Source organism: Roseinatronobacter sp., assembly GCF_051859525.1.
GTDB lineage: Bacteria > Pseudomonadota > Alphaproteobacteria > Rhodobacterales > Rhodobacteraceae > Roseinatronobacter.
Genome location: NZ_JBHYFM010000012.1, coordinates 48,567 through 73,424 on the forward strand (window position 1 = coordinate 48,567; position 24,858 = coordinate 73,424).

Here is a 24,858-nt window from a genome sequence, read left to right on the forward strand (position 1 = left end):
CCGAGAATGAAAAAACTTCTGACCGCCACAGTGCTGGGCGCAACCCTTGCCCTGCCTGCTTTTGCCGATACCACCAAGGTCGGTTTTGTCTATATCGGTCCGGTGGGTGACCATGGCTGGACCTATACACATGATGTGGCGCGTCTTGCGCTTGAGGAAGAATTCGGTGACGCGATCGAGACAACCTATGTCGAGAACGTCGATTATGGTGCAGATGCTGAACGCGTGATGACGCAGATGGCGCTGTCGGGCACCGACCTTATTTTCGCAACCTCTTTCGGGTATGGCCCCGATATGAATACGGTTGCCGCACGCTTTCCAGATGTGAAGTTCGAGCATGCGACCGGCTATATTCAGGAAACCGACAATGTCAGCCTGTATAACGCGCGTTTCTACGAAGGGCGTGCGGTTATTGGCCATATTGCGGGCAAGATGACCCAGACCAACCGGATCGGCTATATCGCGTCCTTCCCCATCCCCGAAGTGATCATGGGTATCAATTCGGCCTATCTGCACGCCAAGGCCGTGAACCCTGATGTGGAATTCAATGTCGTGTGGGCCTATAGCTGGTATGACCCTGCACAAGAAGCTGCCGCCGCTGAAGCGCTGATTGAACAGGGTGCAGATATCATTATGCAGCATACCGATTCCACCGCGCCGCTGACTGTCGCGCAGGATGCAGGTATTTTTGCATTCGGTCAGGCGTCCGATATGTCGGCCTTCGCACCAGAGGCGCATTTGACCGGCATTCTGGATGTGTGGGCGCCATATTACATTGAACGTGTTCAGGCCGTGATCGACGGCACCTGGGAAGCGGGCGATGTTTGGCATGGTATTGTTGACGGCATGGTCGGTTTCGCACCCATGAGCGAGCTGATCCCCGAAGATGTGCGCGCCGAAGCAGAAGGCATGATCGAAGCCATTGCGGCAGGCGAATACCACCCCTTCACCGGCCCGATCAACCGTCAGGATGGCAGCGCATGGCTGGCCGATGGCGAAGTTGCATCTGATGGTGACCTGCTGACCATGGATTTCTATGTCGAAGGGATCACCGCAGAGATTCCGAACTGATCTGACACAAGATTACAGCTTCAGGCCCCCGATGGAATGTCGGGGGCCTTTTTTGTGCCTGATCCCGTTTCGAACGGATTGGTATTGCGTGAAACTTGCCCCGCTGATAGTTACTGTAGGTAACAGTTAATTAGGTGACGTTCTTTTCGGGTCACGGGCCGGATCTGTCACTTTTTTGGCTTTGGGCAGGTCTTGGGGGTGCAATGGACATTCTGAATACAATCGCGTTGGTCACGGGTGGTGGCAGCGGTCTGGGCGCGGCGACCGCGCGCAGGCTGGCTGCGGCAGGGGCAAGGGTCGCGGTGCTTGACCGCAGCATGGACGCCGCAAGCAGTGTTGCGACTGACATTGACGGGCTGGCACTGGACGCCGATGTGTCCGATACTGCCAGCGTCGCCGCAGCCTTTGACGCAACGCAGGCCGCGTTTGGTGCGGCCCCGCGCATCGTTGTGAATTGCGCGGGCATTGGCACTGCGTCGCGCATATTGCCGCGCGATGGTGACCTGCCGATTGCATTGTTTGAACGCACGCTGCGTGTAAATCTGCTGGGCACCTATATCGTGTTGTCGCATGCCGCGAAGGGGATGGCCGCCATGGACCCCGTTGACAGCGATGGTGCACGCGGTGTGATCGTCAACACCACATCGGTTGCATGGCAGGACGGGCAGATCGGGCAGGCGGCCTATGCCGCGTCCAAGGGCGGCGTGGCGTCCCTGACCTTGCCTGCCGCGCGTGAACTGGCGCGCTCCGGCATTCGGGTCATGGCTGTTGCGCCGGGCCTGTTTGAAACGGGCATGAGCGCGGGACTGACGCCGGAAATCCGCGCATCGCTGGAATCAAGCCTGCCCTTCCCGCAGCGCCTTGGTCACCCTGATGAATTTGCGATGCTGGTCCAGCAAATCGTCGAGAACCCGATCCTGAATGGCGAGGTGATCCGTCTGGACAGTGCCGTTCGTCTGGCCCCCAAGTAAGGACATTCTGCATGCTTCCGTTTTCAGCCCCTGTTGATGATATCCTGTGGTCACTGGAATTTGCAGGTGCATCCGGCATTCCGGACTGGGACCGCGACCTGACCGCCGAGATTGTGCAGCATTTCGCGGCATTTGCCCAAGGGCGCATTGCGCCGCTGGATGAAGCGGGTGACAAACAGGGGTGCCGTTTGCAAAACGGGCGCGTTGTTATGCCTGACGGGTTTGATGCGGTGTTTCGGGAACTGGCCTGCGGGGGCTGGCAAGGGCTAAGTGCGCCCGAAGAATTTGGCGGGCAGGGCATGGGGGGCGCGGTCCATGCCGCGATTTCGGAAATATTTTCGGGGGCGTGCCATTCGCTGCAGATGGTCACAGGGCTGGTTCCGGGGGCTGTCCGTCTGCTGATGCAATATGGCACCGACGATCAAAAGGCGCGCTTCATTCCGCCCTTGGTGTCGGGCGACTGGCTGGCAACGATGTGCCTGACGGAACCGGGCGCAGGGTCTGATTTGTCGGCCATTCGCACAAAGGCCGAGGGTGCGGGGCAAAGCTGGCAGATCACCGGCGAGAAGATCTTTATCTCCGGCGGGGACCATAACCTGAGTGACAATATCCTGCATCTGGTTCTGGCGCGGACCGGGCCTGAGGGGGTGAAGGGGCTTAGCCTGTTTGCCTGTCCCGCCGTGCTGGACGGGGGCGCGCGCAACGCGGTCACCGTCACCCGGATAGAGGAAAAGATGGGCTTGCATGCCTCGCCGACATGCCAGATGGCGTTTGACGGCGCGCAGGGCGAATTGATTGGCGCGCCGGGGCAAGGGCTGGCCGCCATGTTCACCTTGATGAACCATGCGCGCCTTGATGTTGCCTTGCAAGGCGTGGCGCATGCCACGCGGGCCTATGCCGTTGCGTCGGCCTATGCGGCGGATCGGGTGCAGGGGCGCGGGGCTGACGGGCAACCCGTCACACTGGACCGGCATGCCGATGTGCGCCGCATGATCGACCGTGCCGACGCGCTGGCCCTGTCCGCGCGCGCAATCAGTCACAGCGCCTTGGTGGCGCTTGAGACGGGCAACCAGCCCTTGGCGGATTTTCTGACCCCCATGGCCAAGGTGTGCGGTTCGGATGCTGGAACACAGGCGGCGGAACTGGCCATGCAGGTTCTGGGCGGTTATGGCTATTTACACGAATACCGCGTTGAACAGACCTACCGCGATGCGCGCATCTGCGCGATCTATGAAGGAACCAACGGTATTCATGCAACGACCATTGCCACGCGCGGATTGTCCTATGATGGCGGGGCGCAGGCGGATGCGTTCGCGGCTTGGATTGACCAGATCGCAGATGCGCAGAACGCCTGCTGCCTGCGAAATGCCTTGCAGGAGTGGACGGATCTACGGGATGTAACCCGCGCCGCGCCGAGAGAGTTGGCACATATTTTCATGCAGGTGAGTATTGCACTGGCTGATCTGGGCTTCTGGGTGCGGGTTCGCGGCTCCGATTCTGCCCCTTCGCGTATGCAGGCGCTTGCCAGGGAACGCTGCGCCTTGCTGCCCGGGCAAGTTAGTCATCTGACGGCGCAAGCGCGCGTTATGGCGGAACTGGCGGCCAATGCCCAATGACTGCTGTAGCCCCGAACGACCCGGCCCTGCCGTTCCAATCCCCGTGATTGCGCGCCATGCGCTAGCCAGACCCCGCGCCCTGCACCTCAAGCACATCGTGCAAGGCGCGGATCATTGCGCTGCTTTCAGGGGTCGGGGGGGTATCCGCGCGGGTGCAAATACCCACTGGTCCGGCCATAAGACTGGTGCCCAGTTCCAGCGCGCATAAGCTGCCCTGTTTGATTTCATCATCCACAACACCGGCCGAGATGAACCAGACGGCATCTGACAATTGCACCACCTTACGCCCGAAAGCCAGCGAGACACTTTCAAAAGCGGCAGGCTGGTGCTGCAAGCCTATGCTTAGCAAATAGGATTGCACCGCAGGGGCGATGACAGCGCCGCTTGGCGGCAGCAAAAGCGGGAAACTCCCCAAATTCTCGGGCACGGCGCCTGTTCGGGTCAGCGGATGGTCGGGGCGCACCACAAGCACCACCTGTTCCGCATAAAGCTGCTGGAACGCCAGCCCTGTCATCTGTTCGGGGTTGGGCATGCGACCAATCGTCAGATCCAGTGACCCTTCGCGCAGTTGCGACAGCAACAACCAGTTTGGCCCCGTGGACACGCGCAAGGTGCAATTCGGCATGCTATCGTGAAAGGCCAGCGCCGCGCGCGGAAATACATCGGTTGCCACAGTGGGCAGAATGCCGACGACCAGTTTTGTGACACGTTCCGGCGCGCCCCGCGCAAGGCGTTGCGCGCGTTCCAGCGCCAGCATGGCCCCGCCTGCATGTTGCTGGAACAGCTTGCCGGACGGTGTCAGCGCAAGCCTGCGCCCTGTTCGGTCAAACAGTGAAACACCAAGAATGTCCTCCAGCTCGCGGATGGTTTTTGATGCCGCTGGCTGGGACACGCGCAATGCGCTGGCGGCCGCACTCAGGCTTTCCAGCCGCGCGGTTTCCAGAAAACACCGCAAATGGCGCAGGCGCAGACGTGGATCCATAATGTGGCCTTGGTGTTGTGATGTCGGCAAACTGATCTGTAGCGCGGTTCGCCCGCTGTTGCAAAGCACGCCCGCCCGAATGATTGTCCTAACGCCCGTAGCGGATGCGGGCATAGATGCGGCTGGCCATGAAAAACACGGTAAGCGCGGTCAACGCAATCACCAACGGGTTTTCAAAGCGCGACACCACCCATGCATGCAAGATGGCAATGAAGGCTGTGGGCCAGACCAGAAGATGCAGTTTTTTCCACACTGGAAAGCCAAGTATGCGCGGCGCGGCATCCACCGATGTCAGGGCCAGCGGCAGCATCAGCAACAGTGCCGCCAGCCCAAGCTGCAAATGCATCATCTTGCGCAACTCGTCTGCGGCAAATTCGATGAATCCGCCCTGATCCAGAAACAGCCATATGCAGGCATGTGCCAGCGCATAGATGAATGTCCATACGCCCAGCGGGCGGCGCGCGGCGAATAGCGCGCGCCAGTTCGTCAGGAAATGCGCAAACCCCAGCGCAAGGGTGGCCATCAACATCAACAGCGCAAACCGGCCTGTCTGGTGCAAAAGGGCTTCGGCAGGCACAACGCCCAGATTGCCGCCCTGCCATTGCCAGTACAGCCACGCCCCCGGTGCCGCGCAGCCCGGCCACACGGACCAGCGTATCAGTGCTGTCAGGGGTGCCGCGGGTTTCAATAGTGCTGTTCCAGATCCATACCCGCATACATGTCCGCGACAAGTTCCCCATAGCCGTTGAACATTTCGGTTCTGATGCGGGTTCCGTCATGCAGGCGCCGTTCCGTGGCCTGATGCCAGCGGGGGTGGCGCACGCCCGGGTTCACATTGGCATAGAACCCATATTCGCGCGGTGATTTCGCATGCCATGTGGGCATGGGCTGGCTGTCTGTCAGGGTGATGCGCTTGATGGATTTGATGGATTTGAACCCGTATTTCCATGGCACCACCAGCCGTATGGGCGCGCCGTTCTGGTTTGGCATCGCCTCGCCATACATGCCAACGGCCAGAATCGTCAGCGGGTGTGTTGCTTCGTCCAGCCGCAGCGCTTCGGTATAGGGCCAGTCCAGCAAGGATCGCGCGCGCTGCGGCATGATCGAAACATCATCGAAGGATTCGAACTGCACATAGCGCGCACCGGATTGGACCCCTGCATAGGCCAACAAATCCGCCAGTGGGAAACCGATCCACGGGATGACCATTGACCACGCCTCGACACAGCGTAGCCGGTAGATGCGTTCTTGCAGCGCAAAGCGTGACAGGATGTCGTCCATGTCGATGGGGCCGGGGGTGTCAACCAGCCCGTCGATCATGATGGACCAAGGATCAGTCTGCAACATATGTGCATTTTGCGCGGGGTCGTCCTTGGCGGGGCCAAACTCGAAAAAATTGCAATATCCGGTCGCGACCTCTTTGGTGGTCAGGTCTTCATCGGTGGAATAGGGGCCAGATGTGAAATCCGGCAGGGATTGTGCCCGCGCGGTGCGCGACCAGCCAGCCAGACCGGCAGCCAGCCCCGCCGTCAGACCCGCGACGACTGCGCGCCTGTTCAGAAAGGTGGCTTTCGGGGTGATTTCGGATGCGGGCGGGATAGGGTAGCTGAATTTGGGCATGTAACGGTTCCTTGCGCGCGGAACGGCCGGTCGGGTGATGCTGGGGGCATGGCGCGCGGTGCGCGTAGTGCCAATGCCGTAGTCTGATGCCGCGCGCGCCCACCTTCGCACGATCAGGGGACAAGATGTTTGATCTGGGTCAAGCCCGTAGGTCACTTTATCGCAATTTGCACGGGCAGGTTTCTTCTGCGCTCCGGATCTCGGCAAGAAAAGTAATTAAAAACAAGTATTTATGTTGGTTGATTTGCGTGGCTGCCAGCGCATGTCTGCGCGATACCGCAAAAGTTCTTGCCCGATCAACGGAAGTATGCAAATATATTTGCATCATGTATTATAAAAGCATGAAAAAATTGCAACACAAGCACGCAGGGAAAACGACATGAAGACTATCCTGACTATGGCCGCTGCTGCGGTTTTTGCCTTCGGTGCCACTGCGGCATCCGCAAATAAACTGGTGGTTGCGACCGACACCGCCTTTGTTCCGTTCGAATTCATGCAAGACGGCGAGTATGTCGGTTTTGATATCGACATGTGGACCATGATTGCAGAAGAACTCGACCTTGAATTCGACCTGCGCCCGATGGATTTCAACGGCATCATCCCCGGCCTTCAGACCGGACAGGTTGACGTGGCGCTGGCAGGTATCACCATCCGCGACGACCGCGCAGAGGTCATCGACTTCTCGGACGGGTATTACGACAGCGGTTTCCTGATCATGGTACCCGCCGACAGCGATATCGAAAGCTCGGCTGATCTGGCTGGCAAAACGCTGGCCGTGCGCACAGGCACATCTGCGGCTGATTACGCCCGCGAGAATTTTACCGACACCGAACTGCGCCTGTTCCCCAATATCGACAACGCCTATCTGGAACTGCGCACCGGCCGCGTGGATGCCGCCATGCATGACACCCCCAATGTGCTTTATTACATCGCGACTGCGGGTGACGGGCAGGTCAAGGCCGTGGGCGAGCAGATGATGGCCCATCAATACGGTATCGGCTTTCCCAAAGGGTCGGATCTGGTCGAACCGGTCAATCAGGTGCTGGCCAATATGCGCGAAGATGGCCGCTATGACGAAATCTACATGAAATGGTTTGGCACCACGCCACCGAGTAACTGATTTTGCATGCATGATGATGTTGGCGGGGCGTGACTTGCGCAGGCCCCGCCACACCTGACGGGCCAACCAATCGGGGGCAGATTATGGAAGTCAACTGGCTGATTATATGGGATTTCATCCCGCAACTTCTAAAAGGCGCGCAGGTTACGGTGCATATCACCGTTGTCGGCCTGTTGGGCGGGGTTGTCCTTGGGGCGATTGCGGGGCTGATGCGCGCCTATGGCAATGCCGTGATCAATGCGATTGCGTTTGTGTATATCGAAGTCATTCGCGGCACGCCGATTGTCGTGCAGGTGATGTTTTTGTATTTTGCGCTGCCGGTTCTTGCCTCGATCCGTATTGACCCGATGACCACTGCGGTTCTTGCGATTGTTATCAACGCGGGTGCCTATATCGCCGAAATCGTGCGCGGGGCGGTGCTGTCCATTTCCAAGGGGTTGACCGAAGCAGGGCTGGCCATTGGCTTGCCGCGCTGGAAGGTCATTCGATACATTGTCGGCCCGCTGGCGTTCCGCCGCCTGATTCCGCCCTTGGGCAACCAGTTCATCGTCAGCCTGAAGGACACATCCTTGTTCATCGTCATCGGCGTGGGCGAGTTGACACGCACAGGGCAGGAGATCATGGCCGCGAATTTCCGCGCGGTTGAAATCTGGACTGCCGTTGCCGTGATGTATCTGATCATGACAGGTGTACTGTCGCTGATGCTGCGGATGATTGAAAAACGCATGAGGATCCTATGACCGACGCAATCATTCAATTTCGCAATGTCTCCAAGCATTTCGGCCCGCTGAAGGTTCTGGACGAAGTCGATCTGGAGATTCACAAGGGTGAAGTGGTCGTCCTGATTGGCCCGTCCGGTTCCGGCAAGTCGACGCTATTGCGCTGCATCAACGGCTTGGAGCAGATCACCGGCGGGGACCTGATAATCAACGGCATGAGTGTGTTGGGCGGCAACAAGGTCTTGCGTGAAATCCGGCAGGAAGCGGGTATGGTCTTTCAGCAGTTCAATCTGTTCCCGCAAATGACCGCCTTGCAAAACGTGGCATTCGGCCCGCAGGAAGTGCGCGGCCTTAGCCGCAAGGACGCCCGCGATCTGGCCCGCGAATTGCTGGCCAAGGTCGGGCTGGCCGATAAGGCAGATCACGAACCGTCAGAATTGTCCGGCGGGCAACAACAACGCGTGGCCATTGCGCGTGCCTTGGCGATCAAACCCAAGGTCATGTTGTTTGATGAACCGACATCCGCGCTGGACCCCGAACTGAAGCAAGAGGTTCTGAATGTCATGCGCACCCTTGCTGCCGAAGGCATGACCATGGTGGTTGTTACCCATGAAATGGGTTTTGCCAAACAGGTCGGCACGCGCCTGATTTTCATGGAGCACGGCAAGATCGCCGTGGATGGCCACCCGAGAGAGGTGATCGACACGCCGCCCAATGACCGGATGAAGGATTTTCTACAGCATGTCTGAGCATGCATCGTCCGAATTGCGCGCGGTGCGTGTCGCAGGGGCCCCGCATGACATGGGCCACGCACTGGGGCGGGCCGGCCGCGATGCCGTGCATGATGTGCTGCGCCCGCTGGACTATTGGGCGGCTGTGACCAGTGATCGGTATGATGACGCGGTCGAGCGCATGGCCAGCAGCACCAAGGCCCGTTTCCCATGGATATATCAGGAGTTGCAGGGCCTTGCCGACGGGCTGGGCCTGCCGTTCAGGCAAGTGATGGCGTGGAACTGTCGCGGTGATCTGATGTCCAATGTGCCTGATGGCTGCACCACGGTCCAGTTTCCCGGTGACGTGCCGGTGATCGCCCATAACGAAGATGGCCTGCCGGAATTCCGCGGGCATGCCTTCGTGGTCCACGCCGCGCCGTTGGATGCGCCGGAATTTACCGCTGTGTGCTATCCGGGGTCCATTCCGGGCCATACATTTGCCATGACGGGCGCGGGACTGGCGCAGGCGGTCAATAATCTGCGTTTGCGCAATGTCGCGCCGCAGATTCCGCGTATGGTCGTGGGGCGCGCGGTGCTGGCGTGCCGCAGCGTGGGCGACGCACTTGATTTGCTGATGCGTGAAAACCAGTGTGGCGGGTTTCACTTCACGCTGGCGCAAGCGGGTGACGGGGTGATCCATAGCATAGAGTTTGGCGGCGGGGCCGCGGTGCACCGCCAGATTGACACCCCGTCTGCGCATGCCAATCATGCGCTGTATCTGGACCTGCCACATGGTCAGTGCGTTACCCGATCATCTGCCGACCGGCAGGCGCGCGCGACCTGGCTGATTGATGGCGGCGCGCGCGACGCCCTGGCGATATTGCGCGACAGTGGCGGCAAGGGGCTGCCGATCCATCGCAGCATGCCTGATGATCCTGACCATGAAAACACCCTTGCCACAGCCATCATTCAGGTTGAAAAGGATGGTCTAAGCTGGGAAATCCATGACCAACGATCAAAACAGCCAGTCCACGCCGGTGGAACGCGCGCCAGCTAAGCCCCCGCGAACAGTGGCGGCGCTGCGCGAATTGATGCTGCGCATCGCCAAGGGCGAAGGCAACATAACGCTTGGACCCAAAGCGCGTGAAGCGCTGGCGCGTATACTGGACCTGCAAGGCGATCCGGCCTTGTTGTCGATTACCAGTCTTGCAGACAGGCTAGGGGTGAACCCGTCCACGCTGACGCGGCTTGCACGCAATCTGGGGTATTCGGGGTTCGGGGCGTTTCAGCAGGTGTTGCTGAATGCCTCAATGTCCGCGCCGGGGTCGTTTTACAGCCGTCAGGCGGAAACAGCGTTGCGTGGGGGGGACGGGTCCGGCCTGAACGGGGTGGCCGCGCTGTGCCGTGAAAGTCAGGCCAATATCGACCGGTTTCTGGACATGTGCGACCAAAGCCAGTTTCGCCATGCCACTGCACTGATTGCGGGCGCGCCGCGCGTCATGGTGTATGGAATACGTCAGTTTCATGCCTTTGCCAGTTTTCTGGTTTACGGGTTGCGCATGATCCGGTCAGATGTGCATTTGCTGGATTCAAACGCGCTGGGCGTGGCCGAAGGTATTGCATCCATGGGACCGCAGGACGTGCTGGTCATTTCCAGTTGCGCCCCCTATTCGCGGCAGGTTGTCGAAGTGGCGCGCGCGGCAGTCGACAAGCCGGTTTCGGTTGTTGCCATCACCGACCGCGCGGATTCGCCATTGATCATGGCGTCCAAGGCGGCATTGCTGGTCCCGCATGAAACCAGTTTCCTGTCAAATTCGCTGTCAACCTTCGTGCTGGCCGCAGAATGTCTGATCAACAGTTGTGCCGCAATTGACCCCAAGGCCGCCAAGGCCGCCTTGGCGGAACGCGACCGCATGATCGGCCGGTTGGGGATAGAGCTGTAGTCAGGCCGTGACCTGTGCGATGGCCTGCGCCAGAACCGGCACTGTCTGGCTGTTCAGCCCCGCCATATTGGTGCGCCCGTCCCACAGCATATAGATGCCATGATCGGCGCGCAGACACTCCACCTGTTCGGGCGTGACCGGCAGCAGGGAAAACATGCCTTGTTGCCGCGCGATCGCGTCAAAACGGTCAGATGCGGTTTCTTCGCGCAATGCTGCGGCAAGGGCGTGGCGGTTGTCACTGACCCGCTTGCGCATTTCCTCCAATTCGGTTTTCCAAACATGTTTCAATGTGTCGTCGTTCAGAATGGTGCTGACAACGCGCCCGCCATGGTCGGGCGGAAAGGCGAAATTCTGGCGGTTCAGACCTGCCAGCGCGCCTGCCAGCTTCGACTTGTCTGCTTCTGGCACAATGGCCATCGCCAGCCCCACGCGTTCGCGGTACAGGCCGAAATTCTTGGAACAACTGGCGGCAACCAGCACTTCGGGCAGGCGGGCGGCCAGATGGCGCAACCCGCCCGCATCGGCGTCCAGCCCCTCGCCAAAGCCCTGATAGGCCATATCGACAAACGGCACTGCGCCCGTGCGTTCCAGCAATGCGCCAATCTCGGCCCAGTCCTGCACGCTCAGGTCAATGCCGGTGGGGTTGTGGCAGCAGCCATGCAGCAAAACCACATCCCCCGCCGCCGCCTGCGCGATATCGGCGAACATGCCGTCACGGTCCAGCAACCCTGTGGCTGCGTCCTGATAGCGGTACGGGCGCGATTTCAGGCCCGCCGCAGCGATCAGCGGCGCATGGTTCGGCCATGTCTGTGCGCTGATCCAGATGGTTGCATTATCCTTGGCACGGCGTATCAGTTCGGCAATCTGGCGCACTGCCGTTGTGCCACCCGGTGTGCCAACAGCGGCCACGCGTGCCTTCGGCACGGCCCCGCCCAGCAGCAACCCTTCCATGGCGTCAAGAAAGGCCACGTCACCGGCCAGTGACAGATATGTCTTGCTTTCCTGCGTTGCGACGATATGCGATTCGGCCTGTTTGACAGCCTGCATCACAGGGGTGCGGCCTGCCTCATCGCGGTAGACACCGACGCCCAGATCAATCTTGCCCATGCGGGGATCATCCGCAAATGCCTGCATCAGGGCGATGATGCCGTCAAGTTTGGGCTGTGGCAGGGTTTCAAACATCAAGGCACCTTAGGTTGCAGCAGGGGACCAGTCACGGACCAGAACGCGTGTGCGGTTTTCTTGCCGGACAGGGGTGAAACCGTATTTCTGGTATTGGTTCAGAGCGCGCGGGTGGTCCAGCGTGCAGGTGTTGACAGTCAGCTTGTTCACGCCCTCACGCTCCCACGCGGTCAGGATGGCGGTGCGCAGCATCCACGCGCCCAGACCGCGGCCAACACTTTCGGGAACAAGCCCGAAATAGCACAACTCGCAGGCCGTCCCCTCGCGCCAGTCCAGCAGAAAAAAGCCCTGCGGCCAGCCCTTGTCAATCAGGGAATACAGCGCAACATCGGGCGAATTCAGCCAATCGGCGATATCGTCATCTTCGCTGGCATGAATGTCTGTCCACGCATAATCGCGCCCCACAGCGTCATATAGCGCGCGGAAATACCACACTGGCGGTTGTTCTGCCTTCAGCAAGGCGCCTGACATCCCGTTCGGGGTATGGGGCCACGTATAGACGGGCCGCGCGGTCATTTCCAGAAATGTGACAGTATAAGGCACAGTGTCGCCTGCGCGGTATGACCTTGTCATCCGGTTTCGACCTTCAGGTCGGGAAACATGCCCCATTCGGTCCATGACCCGTCATAAAGGGCATGATTGCGGTGGCCCAGTATTTCCAGCCCCAGACTTAGCACGGCCGCAGTAACACCCGATCCGCAGGTCGTGATGACGGGGCGTTCCAGATCGACACCTGCGTCTGTGAAGGCCGCGCGCAAGGCATCACCGCTTTTCAGGGTGCCATCAGCGTTCAGCAGGTTGGAAAACGGCAGGTTCAACGCGCCGGGCATATGGCCCGCGCGCAGCCCTTCGCGGGGTTCGGGCGCATCGCCTCTGAAGCGTTCGGGGGAACGGGCATCCACGATCTGCCAGTCGCCCAGTTTCACGGCAGCCGCGACTTGGGACACATCCTTGACCAGATGGGCCTGCCGTTGCACGGTCATATGGCGTTCGCGCAGAAGGGGGGGCAGATCTTCAACCTCGCGGCCCTCGGCCTGCCATTTGGGAAAGCCGCCATCCAGAATGGCCACGTCTGTTTTGCCCATCAGCCGGAACAGCCACCAGACCCGCGCGGCCGAAAACAGCCCCGCACCGTCATAGATCACCACCTGATGGCCATCGCCAACGCCCATGGCCCGCAGGCGTGACATGAATTTCTCGACCGGGGGCGCCATATGCGGCAGTGCGGAGCGGTGGTCGCTGATATCGTCGATGTCAAAAAAACGGGCACCCGGAATATGGCCTGCATCATATTCCGCGCGGGCATTGCGGTTTTGTGCGGGCATATACCAGCTTGCATCCAGAATGCGCAGGTCAGGGTCATTCAGATGCGCGGCAAGCCAGTCGGTTGACACACGCGTTTTCGGATCATCGGTCATGAAATCCCCCAAGAAAAAATCACCTACACAACACCTACCGAGGGCGCAGGCGTGTTGCAAGCATGCAGGCAGGGCTTTTCCCCGCTTGCGGCATTCGCTATGCAGCTTTGCATGAGTGATAGCCTGATCGCAGTTTATGACCGTATGGTAGAACAGGGCGCATTGCGCCCCGACGCCGCACAGCGCGGCGCAATGCGCTGTTTTGGCCCTGTGCAGGACTACCTTGCCAAACCCGCACCAAAGTCCGGATTGTTGGGCCTTCTGGGCCGACGCAAGCCCGAGCAGCCACCGGGCCTGTATCTGTGGGGCGGGGTGGGGCGTGGCAAGTCCATGTTGATGGATCTGTTCGTGGCGCATGCGGGTGATGTGCCGAAACGGCGGGTGCATTTTCACGCCTTCATGCAGGAAATCCATGAAGGGATGCACTCTGCACGAAAAACCGGCGCAAGCGATGCGCTGGCCCCCGTCGCGGACAAGGTTGCCAGCGATGTGCGTTTGCTGGCCTTTGACGAGATGCAGATCACCGACATTACCGACGCCATGATTGTGGGTCGCTTGTTTGAACGGCTTATGGCGGCGGGTGTGGTGATTATCACGACATCCAACAGGGTGCCGGATGATCTGTATAAGAACGGGCTGAACCGTGCATTGTTCGTGCCCTTCATCGAGATGATCAAGTCGCGCATGATCGTGTATGAACTGGAATCGGAAACCGATTACCGCCAGCACAGGCTTGCGGGCGCGCAGGTCTATTTCAGCCCCGCCGATGCGCAGGCGCGCAGCCAGATGACGCAGATATGGGACGAGTTGACCGGACATGACGCTGGCCAACCCCTGCGGCTGGCCGTCAAGGGACGTGAGGTGGTAATCCCGCAGGTGCATAACGGGGTGGGTCGTGCCGGTTTCTGGGATCTTTGCGGCCAACCTTTGGGGGCAGCGGATTATCTGGCCATTGCGGGCGCATTGCGGGTGTTGATGCTGGATGACATCCCTTATCTATCGGCGGCGAATTACAACGAGGCCAAGCGCTTTGTCACGCTGATCGATACCCTTTACGAGGCGGGCGTGCGGCTTATCGCCTCTGCTGCGGCGCAACCCGAACAGCTATACCGCGAAGGAACAGGATCATTCGAGTTTGAGCGCACCGCCAGCCGCCTGCGCGAAATGCAAGGCGCGGATTGGGGGGCGGACTGACCGGTCAGGGGGAACGATCCCGCCCCCCATCGAAGGGGGCAGGATCGTGGGCGCGCCTTACGCGCCCGTCCCCGCCGCCGGTGTTGCGCGCAACCGCGCCACGGCCCAGCGGGCGGCTTCGGCAACTGTGGCGTCCGGGTCGTTGCAAAGCGCCTGTGCCGCAGGCAGCAAGCGGGGGGCGTCGGAATTGCCGATGGCATACAGAACATTGCGCACAAAGCGGTTGCGCCCGATCCGTTTGACGGGCGAGCCTGAAAACATGGCCCGAAAGGCCGCATCGTCCAGACCCGCCAGCGCCGGCAGATCCGGTGCGATCAGACCGTCGCGTGCCGCGTATTTCACCTCGGACGCGGATTTCGCGAATTTGTTCCAAGGGCATACCGCAAGGCAATCATCACAGCCGTAAATGCGGTTCCCCAGTTTTGCGCGCAGTTCCAGCGGGACGGGGCCGTGATGTTCAATCGTCAGGTAGGAAATGCAGCGGCGCGCATCCAGTTGAAAGGGCGCGGGAAAGGCATCGGTGGGGCAGATATCCAGACAGGCGCGGCATGACCCGCAGTTTTCGCGTGCCTGCGTGTCAGGGGGCAAACCCAGTGTGGTGAATATGGACCCAAGGAAAAACCAGTTCCCCAGATCGCGCGACAGCAGATTCGTATGCTTGCCCTGCCAGCCAAGCCCGGCGGCAGCGGCCAGCGGCTTTTCCATGACCGGGGCTGTGTCCACGAACACCTTGATTTCACCGCCTGCATGTTCAATCAGCCAGCGGCCCAGCCGTTTTAGGCGTTTTTTGACAACATCATGGTAATCGCGCCCCAGTGCATAGGCAGAAATGACGCCCCTGTCGCGCAATTCCAGCAGATCAAGCGGGTTGTAATCGGGGGTATAGCTTTCGGCCAGCATGATGACGGACCGTGCCGCAGGCCATAAGGCTGCCGGATTGCCGCGCCATTCCATCCGCTCGGCCATCCAGCCCATCTGGCCATGACGCCCCAGATCCACGAAATCCGCCAGCCGTGACGGGGCGGCGGGAATGGCGTCAGGCGTTGTGATGGCACAGGTGGAAAAGCCTGTTTCCCGCGCCATTGTCTGGATTTCGGATTTCAGTTTAGCGGACATATGCCCCACATGGGCCAATTTGCCCTAGAAATCCAGATCCGCGTAATGTGCAGGGGGTGGAAAGCCCGGCAACTGGTCGGCCAGCAGCGTGCGGAAGGCAGGGCGCGATTTCAGTTTCGCATACCATTCATGCACCAGCGCAGAACGCTGCCAGTCCACATCACTGATGTAGTCCAGACAGGACAGGTGCGCCGCAGCCGTAAAGTCGGCCAACGACATGTCATTTCCGGCCAGCCAGCGGCGCTGGCCCAGAAGCCAGTCCATGTAATCCAGATGAAACTTGATCTTGGCCGATCCTGTCTTGATGGCCTGCGAATCCGGATAGCCGCGTTTCATGATCTTCTTGTTCACGCGTTCATACAGCAGATTTGCCGTCACCTCGGCGTGGAACTTGTCGTCGAACCATGTGCACAGGCGGCGCACTTCATAGCGCGCCTCGGGGGATTGGGGCATCAAGGGGGGCTGTGGCACCAGATCCTCGATATATTCGCAAATGGCGTGGCTTTCGGTCAACAGCTTGCCGTCATAGCGCAGCACAGGCACCTTACCCGCAGGATTGCGGCGCATGAACTCGGCGCTGGGTTCCCAGTAGCGTTCCTCGATCAGTTCCACCTCTATGCGTTTTTCAGCAAGGGTCAGGCGCAATTTGCGACAAAACGGGGAAAGCGGGACGTGATACAGGCGTGCCATGGATATAATTATGCCTTCTGTCGGGGTTTTCCCTTCTGTAGCCGCGCGGGCGGCAGAAGTTCAACCGCTTATACAATCGGCGCGGCCATCCTGGGCAATGGTTGCCGCCCCGTCCATGATGGACGCCGTGCGCCTGCGCAGGAAATCGCTGGGATTGGCGGCATTGCGGGTTTTGGGCGCGGGCAGCACCGCGGCAAGGCGGGCGGCCTGCGTGGGCGTCAGATTGGCGGCAGGGACACGGAAGTAATGCTGGGCTGCGGCTTCGACGCCGAAAACCCCTTCGTCGAATTCGGCGACATTCAGATAAATTTCAAGAATGCGTGATTTCGGCCAAAGCCCCTCGATCAGCAGGGTGAAGCCCGATTCCAGTGCTTTGCGCGACCAGTCGCGGCCATGCCACAAAAACACATTCTTCGCAGTTTGCTGCGACAGGGTGGAGGCCCCGCGCGTGCTGCCTGCTGCGATGACCTTGCGGATTTCGGCCATGTCGAACCCCCAATGCAGGCAGAAATTCGCATCCTCGGCGGCGATGACCGACCGCGCCATGACAGGCGCGATACGGTCCATCGGCACCCATTCGCGCTGGATTTCGCCAAGGCGGCGGTGTTCCTGAAAGATGTAGATGCCGCCGGGCGGGGGGATGACGCGGTACAGCAGCACCCACACCACCGCGACAGCAAACGCAACCGCCAGCCCGCGCAGCAGCCACCAACGCACACGGCGCAGCAGATGCGCCATGCCCATCAATGCCCCGTTCGCGGCATTGCGCGGTCGTGCCTTGGCGGATTTCTTTTTTGCGGATCGTCGGGCCATGATGTCAGATACTCATGACTGGTATGGCCGGTCAATCATCACAATGCTTAACGCGACAACCCCGCCGCAAGCGACGGTTGGTCAAGCGATGCAAAGCCGTAGTGGCGCAGCCAGCGCAGGTCGGATTCGAAGAATGCGCGCAAATCCGGTATGCCGTATTTCAGCATGGCAATCCGGTCTATCCCAAGGCCGAAGGCGAAGCCCTGCCATTCATTGGGGTCAATACCGCCAGCCTGCAACACTTTGGGGTGGACCATGCCAGAGCCAAGGATTTCCAGCCAGTCCTTGCCTTCGCCAATCTTCAGCTGGCCGCCTTCCCATGAACAGCGAATGTCCACTTCGGCTGAGGGTTCGGTGAACGGGAAGTGGCTGGCGCGGAAACGCAGTTCCACCTCGTCCACCTCGAAAAACGCGCGGCAGAATTCTTCCAGCGTCCATTTCAGTTGGGCCATGGAAATGTCGCGGTCAATGGCCAGCCCTTCGACCTGATGGAACATGGGCGTATGGGTCTGGTCCATGTCCATGCGGTACACACGCCCCGGCGCGATCACGCGGATCGGTGCGCCCTGATCCTGCATCGCGCGGATCTGCACAGGGCTGGTATGGGTGCGCAACACATGGGGCGGGCGGGTGTCGCCCTCTGCACGGTGCAGATAGAACGTGTCCATTTCCTGTCGGGACGGGTGTTCGGGGGCGATGTTCAGCGCGTCGAAATTATACCAGTCGGATTCGATCTGCGGCCCTTCGGCCACGGCAAAGCCCATATCGGCAAAGATTGCGGTCAGTTCATCCATGACCTGAGAGATGGGGTGAATGGTGCCCATCGGGCGCGGACGGCTTGCCAGCGTGACATCCAGCCATTCCGATTTCAGGCGTGCATCAAGGGCCGCATCTTCCAGCGCGGATTTGCGCGCTTTCAGCGCGACATCCACTTCGGTTTTCAATGCGTTCAGCGCTGGGCCTGCACTCTGGCGTTCTTCGGCGCTCATCTGGCCCAGCTCGCGCATTTTCAGGCTGATTTCGCCCTTTTTGCCCAAGGCCGCCAGACGCACAGATTCCAGCGCGTCCGCATCAGGGGCTGCGCCGATCTGTTCCAGATATTTGCCGCGAAGCGTTGCGATTGCGTCCATGACATGCCCTTTTGCGCCGTTATGCGTTGCCTGTCGGCATAGTGTGCCACGCGCGCGAATGCAAGGCAGGCCCGCACGCGTGGACCGGCATTACAGTTCCAACAATTGCGCCGCGATGGTGAAATAGATCAGGACGCCCAGCACATCGGCGATCGATGTCACCAACGGGCCGGATGCCGCGGCAGGGTCGCGGTCGATCTTGGCAAAGATGAAGGGCAGGCACATCCCGATCAAGGCCCCCATCAACACGATTGTCACCATGGCCGACGCCACAACCAGCGCGATTTCCGGCCCGCCCCGCCATATGCCGATCAACGACACGGCCAGTGCCATTGTCACGCCAAGCCCCAGCGCGATAAGTGTTTCGCGCGCCAGCAACCGCCCGAAATCGGCAGGGCGCACATCGCCCGTGGCCAGCGCGCGCACCATCAGTGTTGCCGATTGCGTCCCCGCATTCCCGCCCGATGCAATCAGCAGCGGCAGGAAGAACAGCAGCGACAGATGCGCGGCGATTGTATCCTCGAAATAGGCAATGCCCGCCCCGGAGAAGATATTGCCGAAGACCAGCAGCACCAGCCAGAAGATGCGCGCGCGATACAGCGCAGCAATCGTGGCCTCTGCAACCGACATATCCAGCGGTTGCACGATAGACCCTTTGTGAAAATCCTCGGTGACTTCTTCTTCCGACACGTCCATCGCGTCATCAGCGGTCACAATACCCACCAGCCGGTCGTTTTCGTCCAGAACCGGCAGCGCCAGCAGGTCATAGCGTGCAATCAGGCGCGCGGCTTCTTCCTGTTCTTCATTGACGCGCACGAAAACAGGTTCGGTGTCCATTATCTCGGACACGCGCTGGCGGGGCCGTGCTGTTAGGATGTCGCGCAGGCTGACAACGCCCAGCAATTCGCGCGCCGCACCTATGATATAGGCATAATAGATCGTTTCGGCATCGATAGCTTGCGTGCGCAGCGCCTCGATCGCCTGACTGGATGTCATTTCAGGGGTCACGACGGCGTAGTCGGATGTCATGACCGACCCGACCGTCCATTCCTCGTAAGAGGCGAGGCGGCGCAAATCCTCGCGCTCGGCCTTGGACAGGGCAGGCAGAATGGCTTCCTGCGCTTCCTCGTCCAGTTGCTTGAACAAATCCGCGCGTTCGTCATGGCTCATGGCCGTCATCAACGCCACGAAGTCGGTCTTGCGAATGCGCGTTGCGACACTGACCTGCGATGACGGGCGCAAATATCCGATAAGCTCGGCCTGATCATGCAGCGGCAGCAGGCTTAGCACTGCCAGATCACTGGCCTCGTCCAGTTCCTCGATCAGGGCGGCGGTATCTGCCAGTTCCAGCGTTTCAAGAAACTGGCGGATTTCGTCGGTCCGGTCCTCTTTCAGCAATCTGGAGATTTCAATGGCAATCAGCGCGGCATCAATACCCGCATTCTCTGCATCCGGATCAAAGCGATATTCCGAAAGTGGTGTTTGAATTGTCATTTTGACCCCTTCGCGTAAAAACACGGCGGGGCAGCAGGCCGGGGTCAGCCCCGGATGGCAGCCCGCGCCCTGCGCGGTGATATGTCAGCCCGAGGGCCGCTTTTTTGTTTCGGGCGCATGATTTGCGCCCGCCTAGAACTGCCGTCCATTTTGGTCCCGATTGGTTGCGTCAACGAAGCCGCTGACATGGCTGATTTAGGCCCAAGCCGCGTGCTTGTCAAACCCGGACAGCGCGTCACGCCATCCGGGGTGGTGTGGGGGGGCTCCGTCAGATGCTCAGACAGATATACTTCATTTCAAGGAAATCATCGATACCGTGGCGCGACCCTTCGCGCCCGAGCCCCGATTGTTTGACACCGCCAAACGGCGCAACCTCGGTCGAGATGATGCCGGTATTGACGCCCACAATCCCGTATTCCAGCGCTTCCTGAACCCGCGTGATGCGGCCCATGTCGCGGGCATAGAAATAGCACGCCAGTCCAAAGATCGTATCATTGGCCAGCGCGATTGCCTCCTCCTCGGTTTCGAACTTGAACAGCGCCGCCAGCGGGCCGAAGGTTTCTTCCTGCGCCACCTTCATGGATTGGGTAACGCCCGTCGCAACTGTCGGCTGGAAAAACGTGCCGCCCAATTCATGACGCTGGCCGCCGGTTACAATCGTGCCGCCATTGTCCAGCACGTCGCGAATGTGGTCTTCAACCTTCTCGACCGCGGCCTCGTTGATCAGTGGCCCTGCGGACACGCCGTCGTTCATGCCATCGCCCACTTCCAGCTTGGACACGGCGTCGGCCAGTTTTTCGGCAAATGCATCATAAACGCCCGCCTGCACATAGATCCGGTTCGCGCAGACGCAGGTTTGGCCGTTATTGCGGAATTTCGACATCATGGCCCCTTCGACCGCCTTGTCCAGATCCGCGTCGTCAAACACGATGAAAGGCGCGTTGCCGCCCAGTTCCATGGAACATTTCATAACCTGATCGGCGGCCTGCTGCAGCAGGATACGCCCCACCCCGGTCGAGCCTGTGAAGGTCAGCTTGCGCACAATGGGGTTCTCGCAAAACTCCTTGCCAATATCCGACGCGCGGCTGGACGGAATGACGGACAGCAACCCCTTGGGGACGCCCGCGCGTTCGGCCAACACCGCCATGGACAGCGCTGAAAGCGGCGTTTCCGCAGCTGGCCGCGCAACGAATCCGCACCCGACGGCCAAGGCAGGCGCGACCTTGCGCGCGATCATCGCGTTGGGAAAATTCCATGGCGTGATGGATGCTGCAACCCCAATGGGCTGGCGCAGCACCGTGATGCGTTTGTCGGGCTGGTGGCCGGGGATTGTCTCGCCATAGACGCGCTTGGCTTCCTCGCCGAACCATTCAATGAAACTGGCGCCATAGGCAATTTCGCCGCGCGCCTCGGCCAAGGGTTTGCCCATTTCCGCAGTCAGGATCAGCGCCAGATCTTCCTGATTTTCCATCATCAGGTCGAACCATTTCCGCATTATACTTGCACGTTCCTTGCCGGTTCGCGCAGCCCAGTCATGGCGCGCCCGATCTGCTGCGGCAATCGCGCGTGCAGTTTCCGCACGCCCAAGGTCGGCGACCCGCGCAATGATGGTATCGCGCGCGGGGTTGCGCACATCGAAACGCGCGCCGTCATCAGCGTCAACCCATTCCCCGCCAACGAAGGCGCGGGTTTCCAGTAGTGACGGGTCGCGCAGCATGTCTGCAAGTTCTGTGGTTGTGTCTGTCATGTTTTCTCAACCTTTCTGGTATGGCGTCATGGTTTCAAATACCGTCAGTGCGCAATCTTCGTGCTGATGCAAGAATCTGCGTTAAAGTAATATTCTTTTAAACAGATTGCGACACTGTGCTGGGTGATCGGGTTGCGTGGTGGAATGTCGGGTGTTTCGGGTGCGCGACCCCAAGCAGGTGTGGATGAATGTGTGCAAAAGACTGCTCCGGTGCAACAGGCGATGTCTTGACTGAACGCGCCTATGCTGAATTGGTTGCGCATTATGCACCCGATGGCGTGATCATCAGTGGACCGGACCGGTTGACGCTGTGGGTTAATCCTGCATTTACAACGCAAACCGGATACGCGATTGCCGATCTGCGTGACAAAATGGCCGTCGATGTGCTGCGCGGGCCAGAAACCGACCGGAAGATCCTGCAACATATTGATATTGCGTGCAGTCGCCGACGTGAAATCCAGACGGAGGTGCAGCTTCATGCCCGTGACGGGCGCGTATTCTGGGTAGAGTTGAAGATCACGCCGGTGTTCGATGCAGCAGGTGTGCATACACATTTCATCTCTCATATGCATGACATTACGGAACGCAAGAAGCTGGAACACCAGAATGACGAAATGCGCCAGGCCGAGGAGTTGCGCCAGTCTGAACGGCAGCTTCTGGCGCTGACCAGTGAATGGCTGTATTCCGCGAAATCATTTGACGAATTGCTGATGGTCGTCCAGCGCGCCATGCATACCCTGATCCCCGAAGCGGACGGGGCACTGTATATTTACGGCGCATCGCGCAGCACGCTGGATCTGGCGACAAGCTGGGGCAGCGTGCCGGAATTTCCGCCCCATATCCTGCCGGATGAATGCTGGGCGCTGCGGCGGGGGCGGGCCTATGCCTATGGGTTGAAACCCATCCAGTTCACCTGCGATCATGTCTCGAAACCCGACACCCCCTATTTCTGCCTGCCGATCATCGCGCATGGGGAAACGATCGGGCTGCTGCACATCATCTTTGACGGGTTCGAGGAAAACGGCCTGATGCGCCATATGCGCGATGATGTGCTGCGCAACCGGTGGGATGTATCGCTGATCTGTGCGGAACAGATCAGCCTTGCCATTGCCAATGTCCGGTTGCGGCAGGAACTGCATGACAAATCCATGCGCGATGCGCTGACGGGGTTGTGGAACCGGCGCTGGTTCATGGAACGCGCCTTGCGTGAATTTGCCAGCGCGGAACCGCAGGGCAACGGGGTTGGCCTGATCATGCTGGATGTGGATCATTTCAAGGCGTTCAATGACCGGTTTGGCCATGACGCGGGCGATCTGGTCCTGCGCGAGGTGGGCGCGATCCTGACGCGTGTGGCCAGTGACAGGATACACCCCTGCCGTTTAGGGGGCGAGGAATTTGTCCTGCTGTGTCCCGATATGTCCGTGGCCGATGTCGCGGCGCTGGCCTGCCGGATCCGCGGTGCATTGCAGGCGCTGCGCCTGAGTGTTGCGGGCACGGAACTGCCGCAGGTGACTGCTTCGGCGGGGGTTGCCAGCTTCCCCGATCATGGCCGCAGTGTTGAGGATGTGCTGAAAGCGGCTGATCAGGCGCTGTATCTGGCCAAGGATCAGGGGCGCAACTGCACTGTTACGGCCGAAAACGCGCCGCCGCCCCCCGCGCGTTAACGACGCGCGCCGAATATGGCGGAGCCGACGCGCACATGGGTTGCGCCATGGGCGATTGCGACCTCGAAATCATCGCTCATGCCCATGGACAGGGCGCGAAGGCCGTTGCGCGTGGCCATTTCTGCCAGTGCCTTGAAATGCGGGGCGGGGTCGTCCTGCACGGGCGGGATGCACATCAACCCGATCACGGGCAGGTCCAGCGCGCGGCATTCGGCAATAAAACTGTCGGCATCAGCGGGCAGGATACCGGCCTTCTGGGGTTCCGCACCTGTATTGACCTGCACGAACAATTCGGGGCACTGGCCCAGTTCCTGCGCCAGCCGCGCGAGGGTGCGGGCCAGTTTGGGGCGGTCCAGCGAATGGATGGCCTGAAACAATTCCATCGCGGCGCGGGCCTTGTTGCTTTGCAGCGGGCCCAGCAGATGCACATCCACGGGGCCGAATTCCGCGCGCCAGTCGGGCCATTTGTCGCCCGCTTCCTGCACGCGGTTTTCGCCGAACAGGCGGTGACCGGCGCGCAGCACGGGCAAAACGCGGTCATGGGGTTGTTCCTTGGACACGGCAATCAGGTGCACGGATCCGTCGGGCCGGCCATGGGTGGCGGTGGCGCGGGCAATGCGGGTGGTAATGTCGGTCAGGGACATGGGCGCGCCTTCGTGTCAGTTGCCAAAGAAAACATGCTGGCCGCGCGGGCGGTTGGTGTCGCGGTCCACATCAAAGCTGATGCCATAGCGTAAGCCGCCATCGGTCTGGCCCTGAAACTGGAACCGGACGCGTGCGCGGCTGACGAATTGCGCGCGGCTGATGGCGTCGTCGTCGCGCGCGGGGCGGTCGGTCCAGATGATGCCCATGCGCGCATCGCCGGAAATTTGCAGGCCGGGGTTTTCGCGCCAGTCGCGGTGTTGGGCGGGGGCGGGCGTGGCCAGTGCGGTGATGGCCAGCGCCAGTGTTATGAGGGGGGTGGCCCGCATTCAGCGGTTGCCAAGGCGGCGCACATCATGGCCCGCACCCATGAACACGCCGCCCACGCCGTCAAACACGGCGGAGGTGGTTTCGCACCCTGATAACAGGATCGCGCCCAGCACTGCGGCGACCAGCGCGGGGTGTTTGCTGCGTTTTGTGGGGGGAACTGCCTGTTCATGCCCTATCATGCTGCCCTACCTTTTGCGGTTATGATTGCGCGCAGTATAGCAGAGGGGGCGGGGGGAGTTGAACAGAAAAGCGTGAGAAATAAGAAAGAGCGGGCAAATGCCCGCTCTTCCCAGTAACTTTTGACCGGTTAGGATCAGAAGCTGAATGTCAGACCCAGGTCTGCGCGGGATACGCTGGACAGACCCAGATTGCTGTTCGAACCTTGGCGGGTGATACCGCCAGCAAGCGCGGCACCGCCACCCAGATTGTAGCTTGCGCCGATGCCGTAATCGGTGGTCACGAAACCACGAACTGCGAATGCGGTGACTGTGGTTGCGTCGAAGTTGCCTTCAACCGACAGACCGTATTGTGTGCGACGCAGACCGTTGTCTGGCTCGCCCAGTGCGGAACCCAAGTTCCCACCCATACGACCGGCAAAGCCTTTGACCTTGAACTGGTCCATTTGGTATTCCAGCGATGCAATGGTGTGCTTAGCGCTGAAGCTACCTGATTCACCGGTAGTC

25 protein-coding genes and 1 pseudogene are annotated in these 24,858 nt (G+C 60.1%); 10 read left to right on the top strand and 16 right to left on the bottom strand.

Annotated elements, in window-relative coordinates:
• Window positions 1-6: 6 nt before the first annotated feature.
• The 3 genes from ACTIE1_RS10805 (at window position 7) to ACTIE1_RS10815 (ending at window position 3,658) form a co-directional block, all read left to right on the top strand.
• Window positions 7-1,071 (top strand): BMP family ABC transporter substrate-binding protein, encoded by a 1,065-nt coding sequence (locus ACTIE1_RS10805; protein WP_439561221.1) that lies wholly within the window; start codon window positions 7-9, stop codon window positions 1,069-1,071.
• 203 nt (window positions 1,072-1,274) lie between these two features.
• A complete protein-coding gene (locus tag ACTIE1_RS10810; RefSeq protein ID WP_439561220.1) occupies window positions 1,275-2,042 on the top strand; it encodes an SDR family NAD(P)-dependent oxidoreductase in 768 nt (255 codons plus the stop codon).
• An 11-nt stretch (window positions 2,043-2,053) separates the two neighbouring features.
• A complete protein-coding gene (locus tag ACTIE1_RS10815; RefSeq protein WP_439561219.1) occupies window positions 2,054-3,658 on the top strand; it encodes an acyl-CoA dehydrogenase family protein in 1,605 nt (534 codons plus the stop codon).
• A 61-nt stretch (window positions 3,659-3,719) separates the two neighbouring features.
• On the opposite strand, the gene pcaQ is transcribed toward ACTIE1_RS10815, so the two are convergent.
• From pcaQ to msrP, 3 genes are all read right to left on the bottom strand, one after another.
• Entirely contained in the window at window positions 3,720-4,640 is a 921-nt protein-coding gene (pcaQ, locus tag ACTIE1_RS10820) for a pca operon transcription factor PcaQ (protein ID WP_439561218.1), read from the bottom strand.
• Window positions 4,641-4,728: 88 nt separating this feature from the next.
• Window positions 4,729-5,328, bottom strand: coding sequence for a ferric reductase-like transmembrane domain-containing protein (locus tag ACTIE1_RS10825; protein ID WP_439561217.1), 600 nt, complete (start codon window positions 5,326-5,328; stop codon window positions 4,729-4,731).
• A complete protein-coding gene (gene msrP, locus ACTIE1_RS10830; RefSeq protein ID WP_439561216.1) occupies window positions 5,325-6,260 on the bottom strand; it encodes a protein-methionine-sulfoxide reductase catalytic subunit MsrP in 936 nt (311 codons plus the stop codon). Before msrP ends, ACTIE1_RS10825 begins: the two co-directional genes overlap by 4 nt.
• Window positions 6,261-6,639: 379 nt before the next feature.
• Here msrP and glnH point away from each other — a divergent pair, with 379 nt between their 5' ends.
• The 5 genes from glnH (at window position 6,640) to ACTIE1_RS10855 (ending at window position 10,755) form a co-directional block, all read left to right on the top strand.
• Complete coding sequence (glnH, locus tag ACTIE1_RS10835; protein ID WP_439561215.1) at window positions 6,640-7,380, top strand: glutamine ABC transporter substrate-binding protein GlnH; 741 nt, start codon at window positions 6,640-6,642, stop codon at window positions 7,378-7,380.
• Window positions 7,381-7,463: 83 nt separating this feature from the next.
• Window positions 7,464-8,120 (top strand): glutamine ABC transporter permease GlnP, encoded by a 657-nt coding sequence (glnP, locus tag ACTIE1_RS10840; protein WP_439561214.1) that lies wholly within the window; start codon window positions 7,464-7,466, stop codon window positions 8,118-8,120.
• Window positions 8,117-8,848: a glutamine ABC transporter ATP-binding protein GlnQ gene (glnQ, locus tag ACTIE1_RS10845; protein ID WP_439561213.1), complete on the top strand. Its 732-nt coding sequence runs from the start codon at window positions 8,117-8,119 to the stop codon at window positions 8,846-8,848. Before glnP ends, glnQ begins: the two co-directional genes overlap by 4 nt.
• Window positions 8,841-9,869: a C45 family autoproteolytic acyltransferase/hydolase gene (locus ACTIE1_RS10850; protein ID WP_439561212.1), complete on the top strand. Its 1,029-nt coding sequence runs from the start codon at window positions 8,841-8,843 to the stop codon at window positions 9,867-9,869. Before glnQ ends, ACTIE1_RS10850 begins: the two co-directional genes overlap by 8 nt.
• Complete coding sequence (locus ACTIE1_RS10855) at window positions 9,817-10,755, top strand: MurR/RpiR family transcriptional regulator (protein WP_439561211.1); 939 nt, start codon at window positions 9,817-9,819, stop codon at window positions 10,753-10,755. Before ACTIE1_RS10850 ends, ACTIE1_RS10855 begins: the two co-directional genes overlap by 53 nt.
• Here ACTIE1_RS10855 and ACTIE1_RS10860 read toward each other — a convergent pair whose 3' ends face one another.
• From ACTIE1_RS10860 to sseA, 3 genes are read right to left on the bottom strand one after another with little or no spacing between them, the layout of a single operon-like run.
• A complete protein-coding gene (locus ACTIE1_RS10860) occupies window positions 10,756-11,937 on the bottom strand; it encodes an aromatic amino acid transaminase (RefSeq protein ID WP_439561210.1) in 1,182 nt (393 codons plus the stop codon).
• 9 nt (window positions 11,938-11,946) lie between these two features.
• Entirely contained in the window at window positions 11,947-12,510 is a 564-nt protein-coding gene (locus ACTIE1_RS10865) for a GNAT family N-acetyltransferase (RefSeq protein ID WP_439561209.1), read from the bottom strand.
• A complete protein-coding gene (gene sseA, locus ACTIE1_RS10870) occupies window positions 12,507-13,355 on the bottom strand; it encodes a 3-mercaptopyruvate sulfurtransferase (protein ID WP_439561208.1) in 849 nt (282 codons plus the stop codon). Before sseA ends, ACTIE1_RS10865 begins: the two co-directional genes overlap by 4 nt.
• A gap of 111 nt (window positions 13,356-13,466) precedes the next feature.
• Here sseA and zapE point away from each other — a divergent pair, with 111 nt between their 5' ends.
• Entirely contained in the window at window positions 13,467-14,549 is a 1,083-nt protein-coding gene (gene zapE, locus ACTIE1_RS10875) for a cell division protein ZapE (RefSeq protein WP_439561207.1), read from the top strand.
• Window positions 14,550-14,606: 57 nt separating this feature from the next.
• Here zapE and queG read toward each other — a convergent pair whose 3' ends face one another.
• From queG to ACTIE1_RS10905, 6 genes are all read right to left on the bottom strand, one after another.
• Window positions 14,607-15,665: a tRNA epoxyqueuosine(34) reductase QueG gene (gene queG, locus ACTIE1_RS10880; protein WP_439561206.1), complete on the bottom strand. Its 1,059-nt coding sequence runs from the start codon at window positions 15,663-15,665 to the stop codon at window positions 14,607-14,609.
• 24 nt (window positions 15,666-15,689) lie between these two features.
• Window positions 15,690-16,355: an FtsZ-binding protein FzlA gene (gene fzlA, locus ACTIE1_RS10885; RefSeq protein ID WP_439561205.1), complete on the bottom strand. Its 666-nt coding sequence runs from the start codon at window positions 16,353-16,355 to the stop codon at window positions 15,690-15,692.
• Between the two features lie 60 nt (window positions 16,356-16,415).
• The gene (mtgA, locus tag ACTIE1_RS10890; protein WP_439561204.1) at window positions 16,416-17,168 is read right to left on the bottom strand and encodes a monofunctional biosynthetic peptidoglycan transglycosylase; all 753 of its coding nucleotides are present in this window, start codon (window positions 17,166-17,168) and stop codon (window positions 16,416-16,418) included.
• Window positions 17,169-17,215: 47 nt separating this feature from the next.
• Window positions 17,216-18,298, bottom strand: coding sequence for a phenylalanine--tRNA ligase subunit alpha (gene pheS / locus ACTIE1_RS10895; protein WP_439561203.1), 1,083 nt, complete (start codon window positions 18,296-18,298; stop codon window positions 17,216-17,218).
• Between the two features lie 90 nt (window positions 18,299-18,388).
• Window positions 18,389-19,792, bottom strand: coding sequence for a magnesium transporter (gene mgtE / locus ACTIE1_RS10900; RefSeq protein ID WP_439561202.1), 1,404 nt, complete (start codon window positions 19,790-19,792; stop codon window positions 18,389-18,391).
• A gap of 268 nt (window positions 19,793-20,060) precedes the next feature.
• Entirely contained in the window at window positions 20,061-21,539 is a 1,479-nt protein-coding gene (locus ACTIE1_RS10905) for an NAD-dependent succinate-semialdehyde dehydrogenase (protein WP_439561201.1), read from the bottom strand.
• Between the two features lie 188 nt (window positions 21,540-21,727).
• Between ACTIE1_RS10905 and ACTIE1_RS10910 the strand changes: the two genes are divergently transcribed.
• Window positions 21,728-23,203 carry a bifunctional diguanylate cyclase/phosphodiesterase gene (locus ACTIE1_RS10910; protein ID WP_439563375.1) on the top strand — a complete coding sequence of 492 codons (1,476 nt, stop codon included), beginning with the start codon at window positions 21,728-21,730 and terminating at the stop codon, window positions 23,201-23,203.
• Here ACTIE1_RS10910 and ACTIE1_RS10915 read toward each other — a convergent pair.
• The 4 genes and pseudogenes from ACTIE1_RS10915 to ACTIE1_RS10930 all read right to left on the bottom strand — a co-directional run.
• A complete protein-coding gene (locus ACTIE1_RS10915) occupies window positions 23,200-23,847 on the bottom strand; it encodes a YggS family pyridoxal phosphate-dependent enzyme (RefSeq protein ID WP_439563376.1) in 648 nt (215 codons plus the stop codon). The genes ACTIE1_RS10910 and ACTIE1_RS10915 overlap by 4 nt on opposite strands.
• A 15-nt stretch (window positions 23,848-23,862) precedes the next feature.
• On the bottom strand, window positions 23,863-24,174 hold the full coding sequence (locus ACTIE1_RS10920; protein WP_439561198.1) for a porin: 312 nt from the start codon (window positions 24,172-24,174) through the stop codon (window positions 23,863-23,865).
• Entirely contained in the window at window positions 24,175-24,354 is a 180-nt protein-coding gene (locus ACTIE1_RS10925) for a hypothetical protein (protein WP_439561197.1), read from the bottom strand.
• A gap of 134 nt (window positions 24,355-24,488) precedes the next feature.
• A pseudogene (locus ACTIE1_RS10930) lies at window positions 24,489-24,858 on the bottom strand (hypothetical protein); the annotation flags it as partial.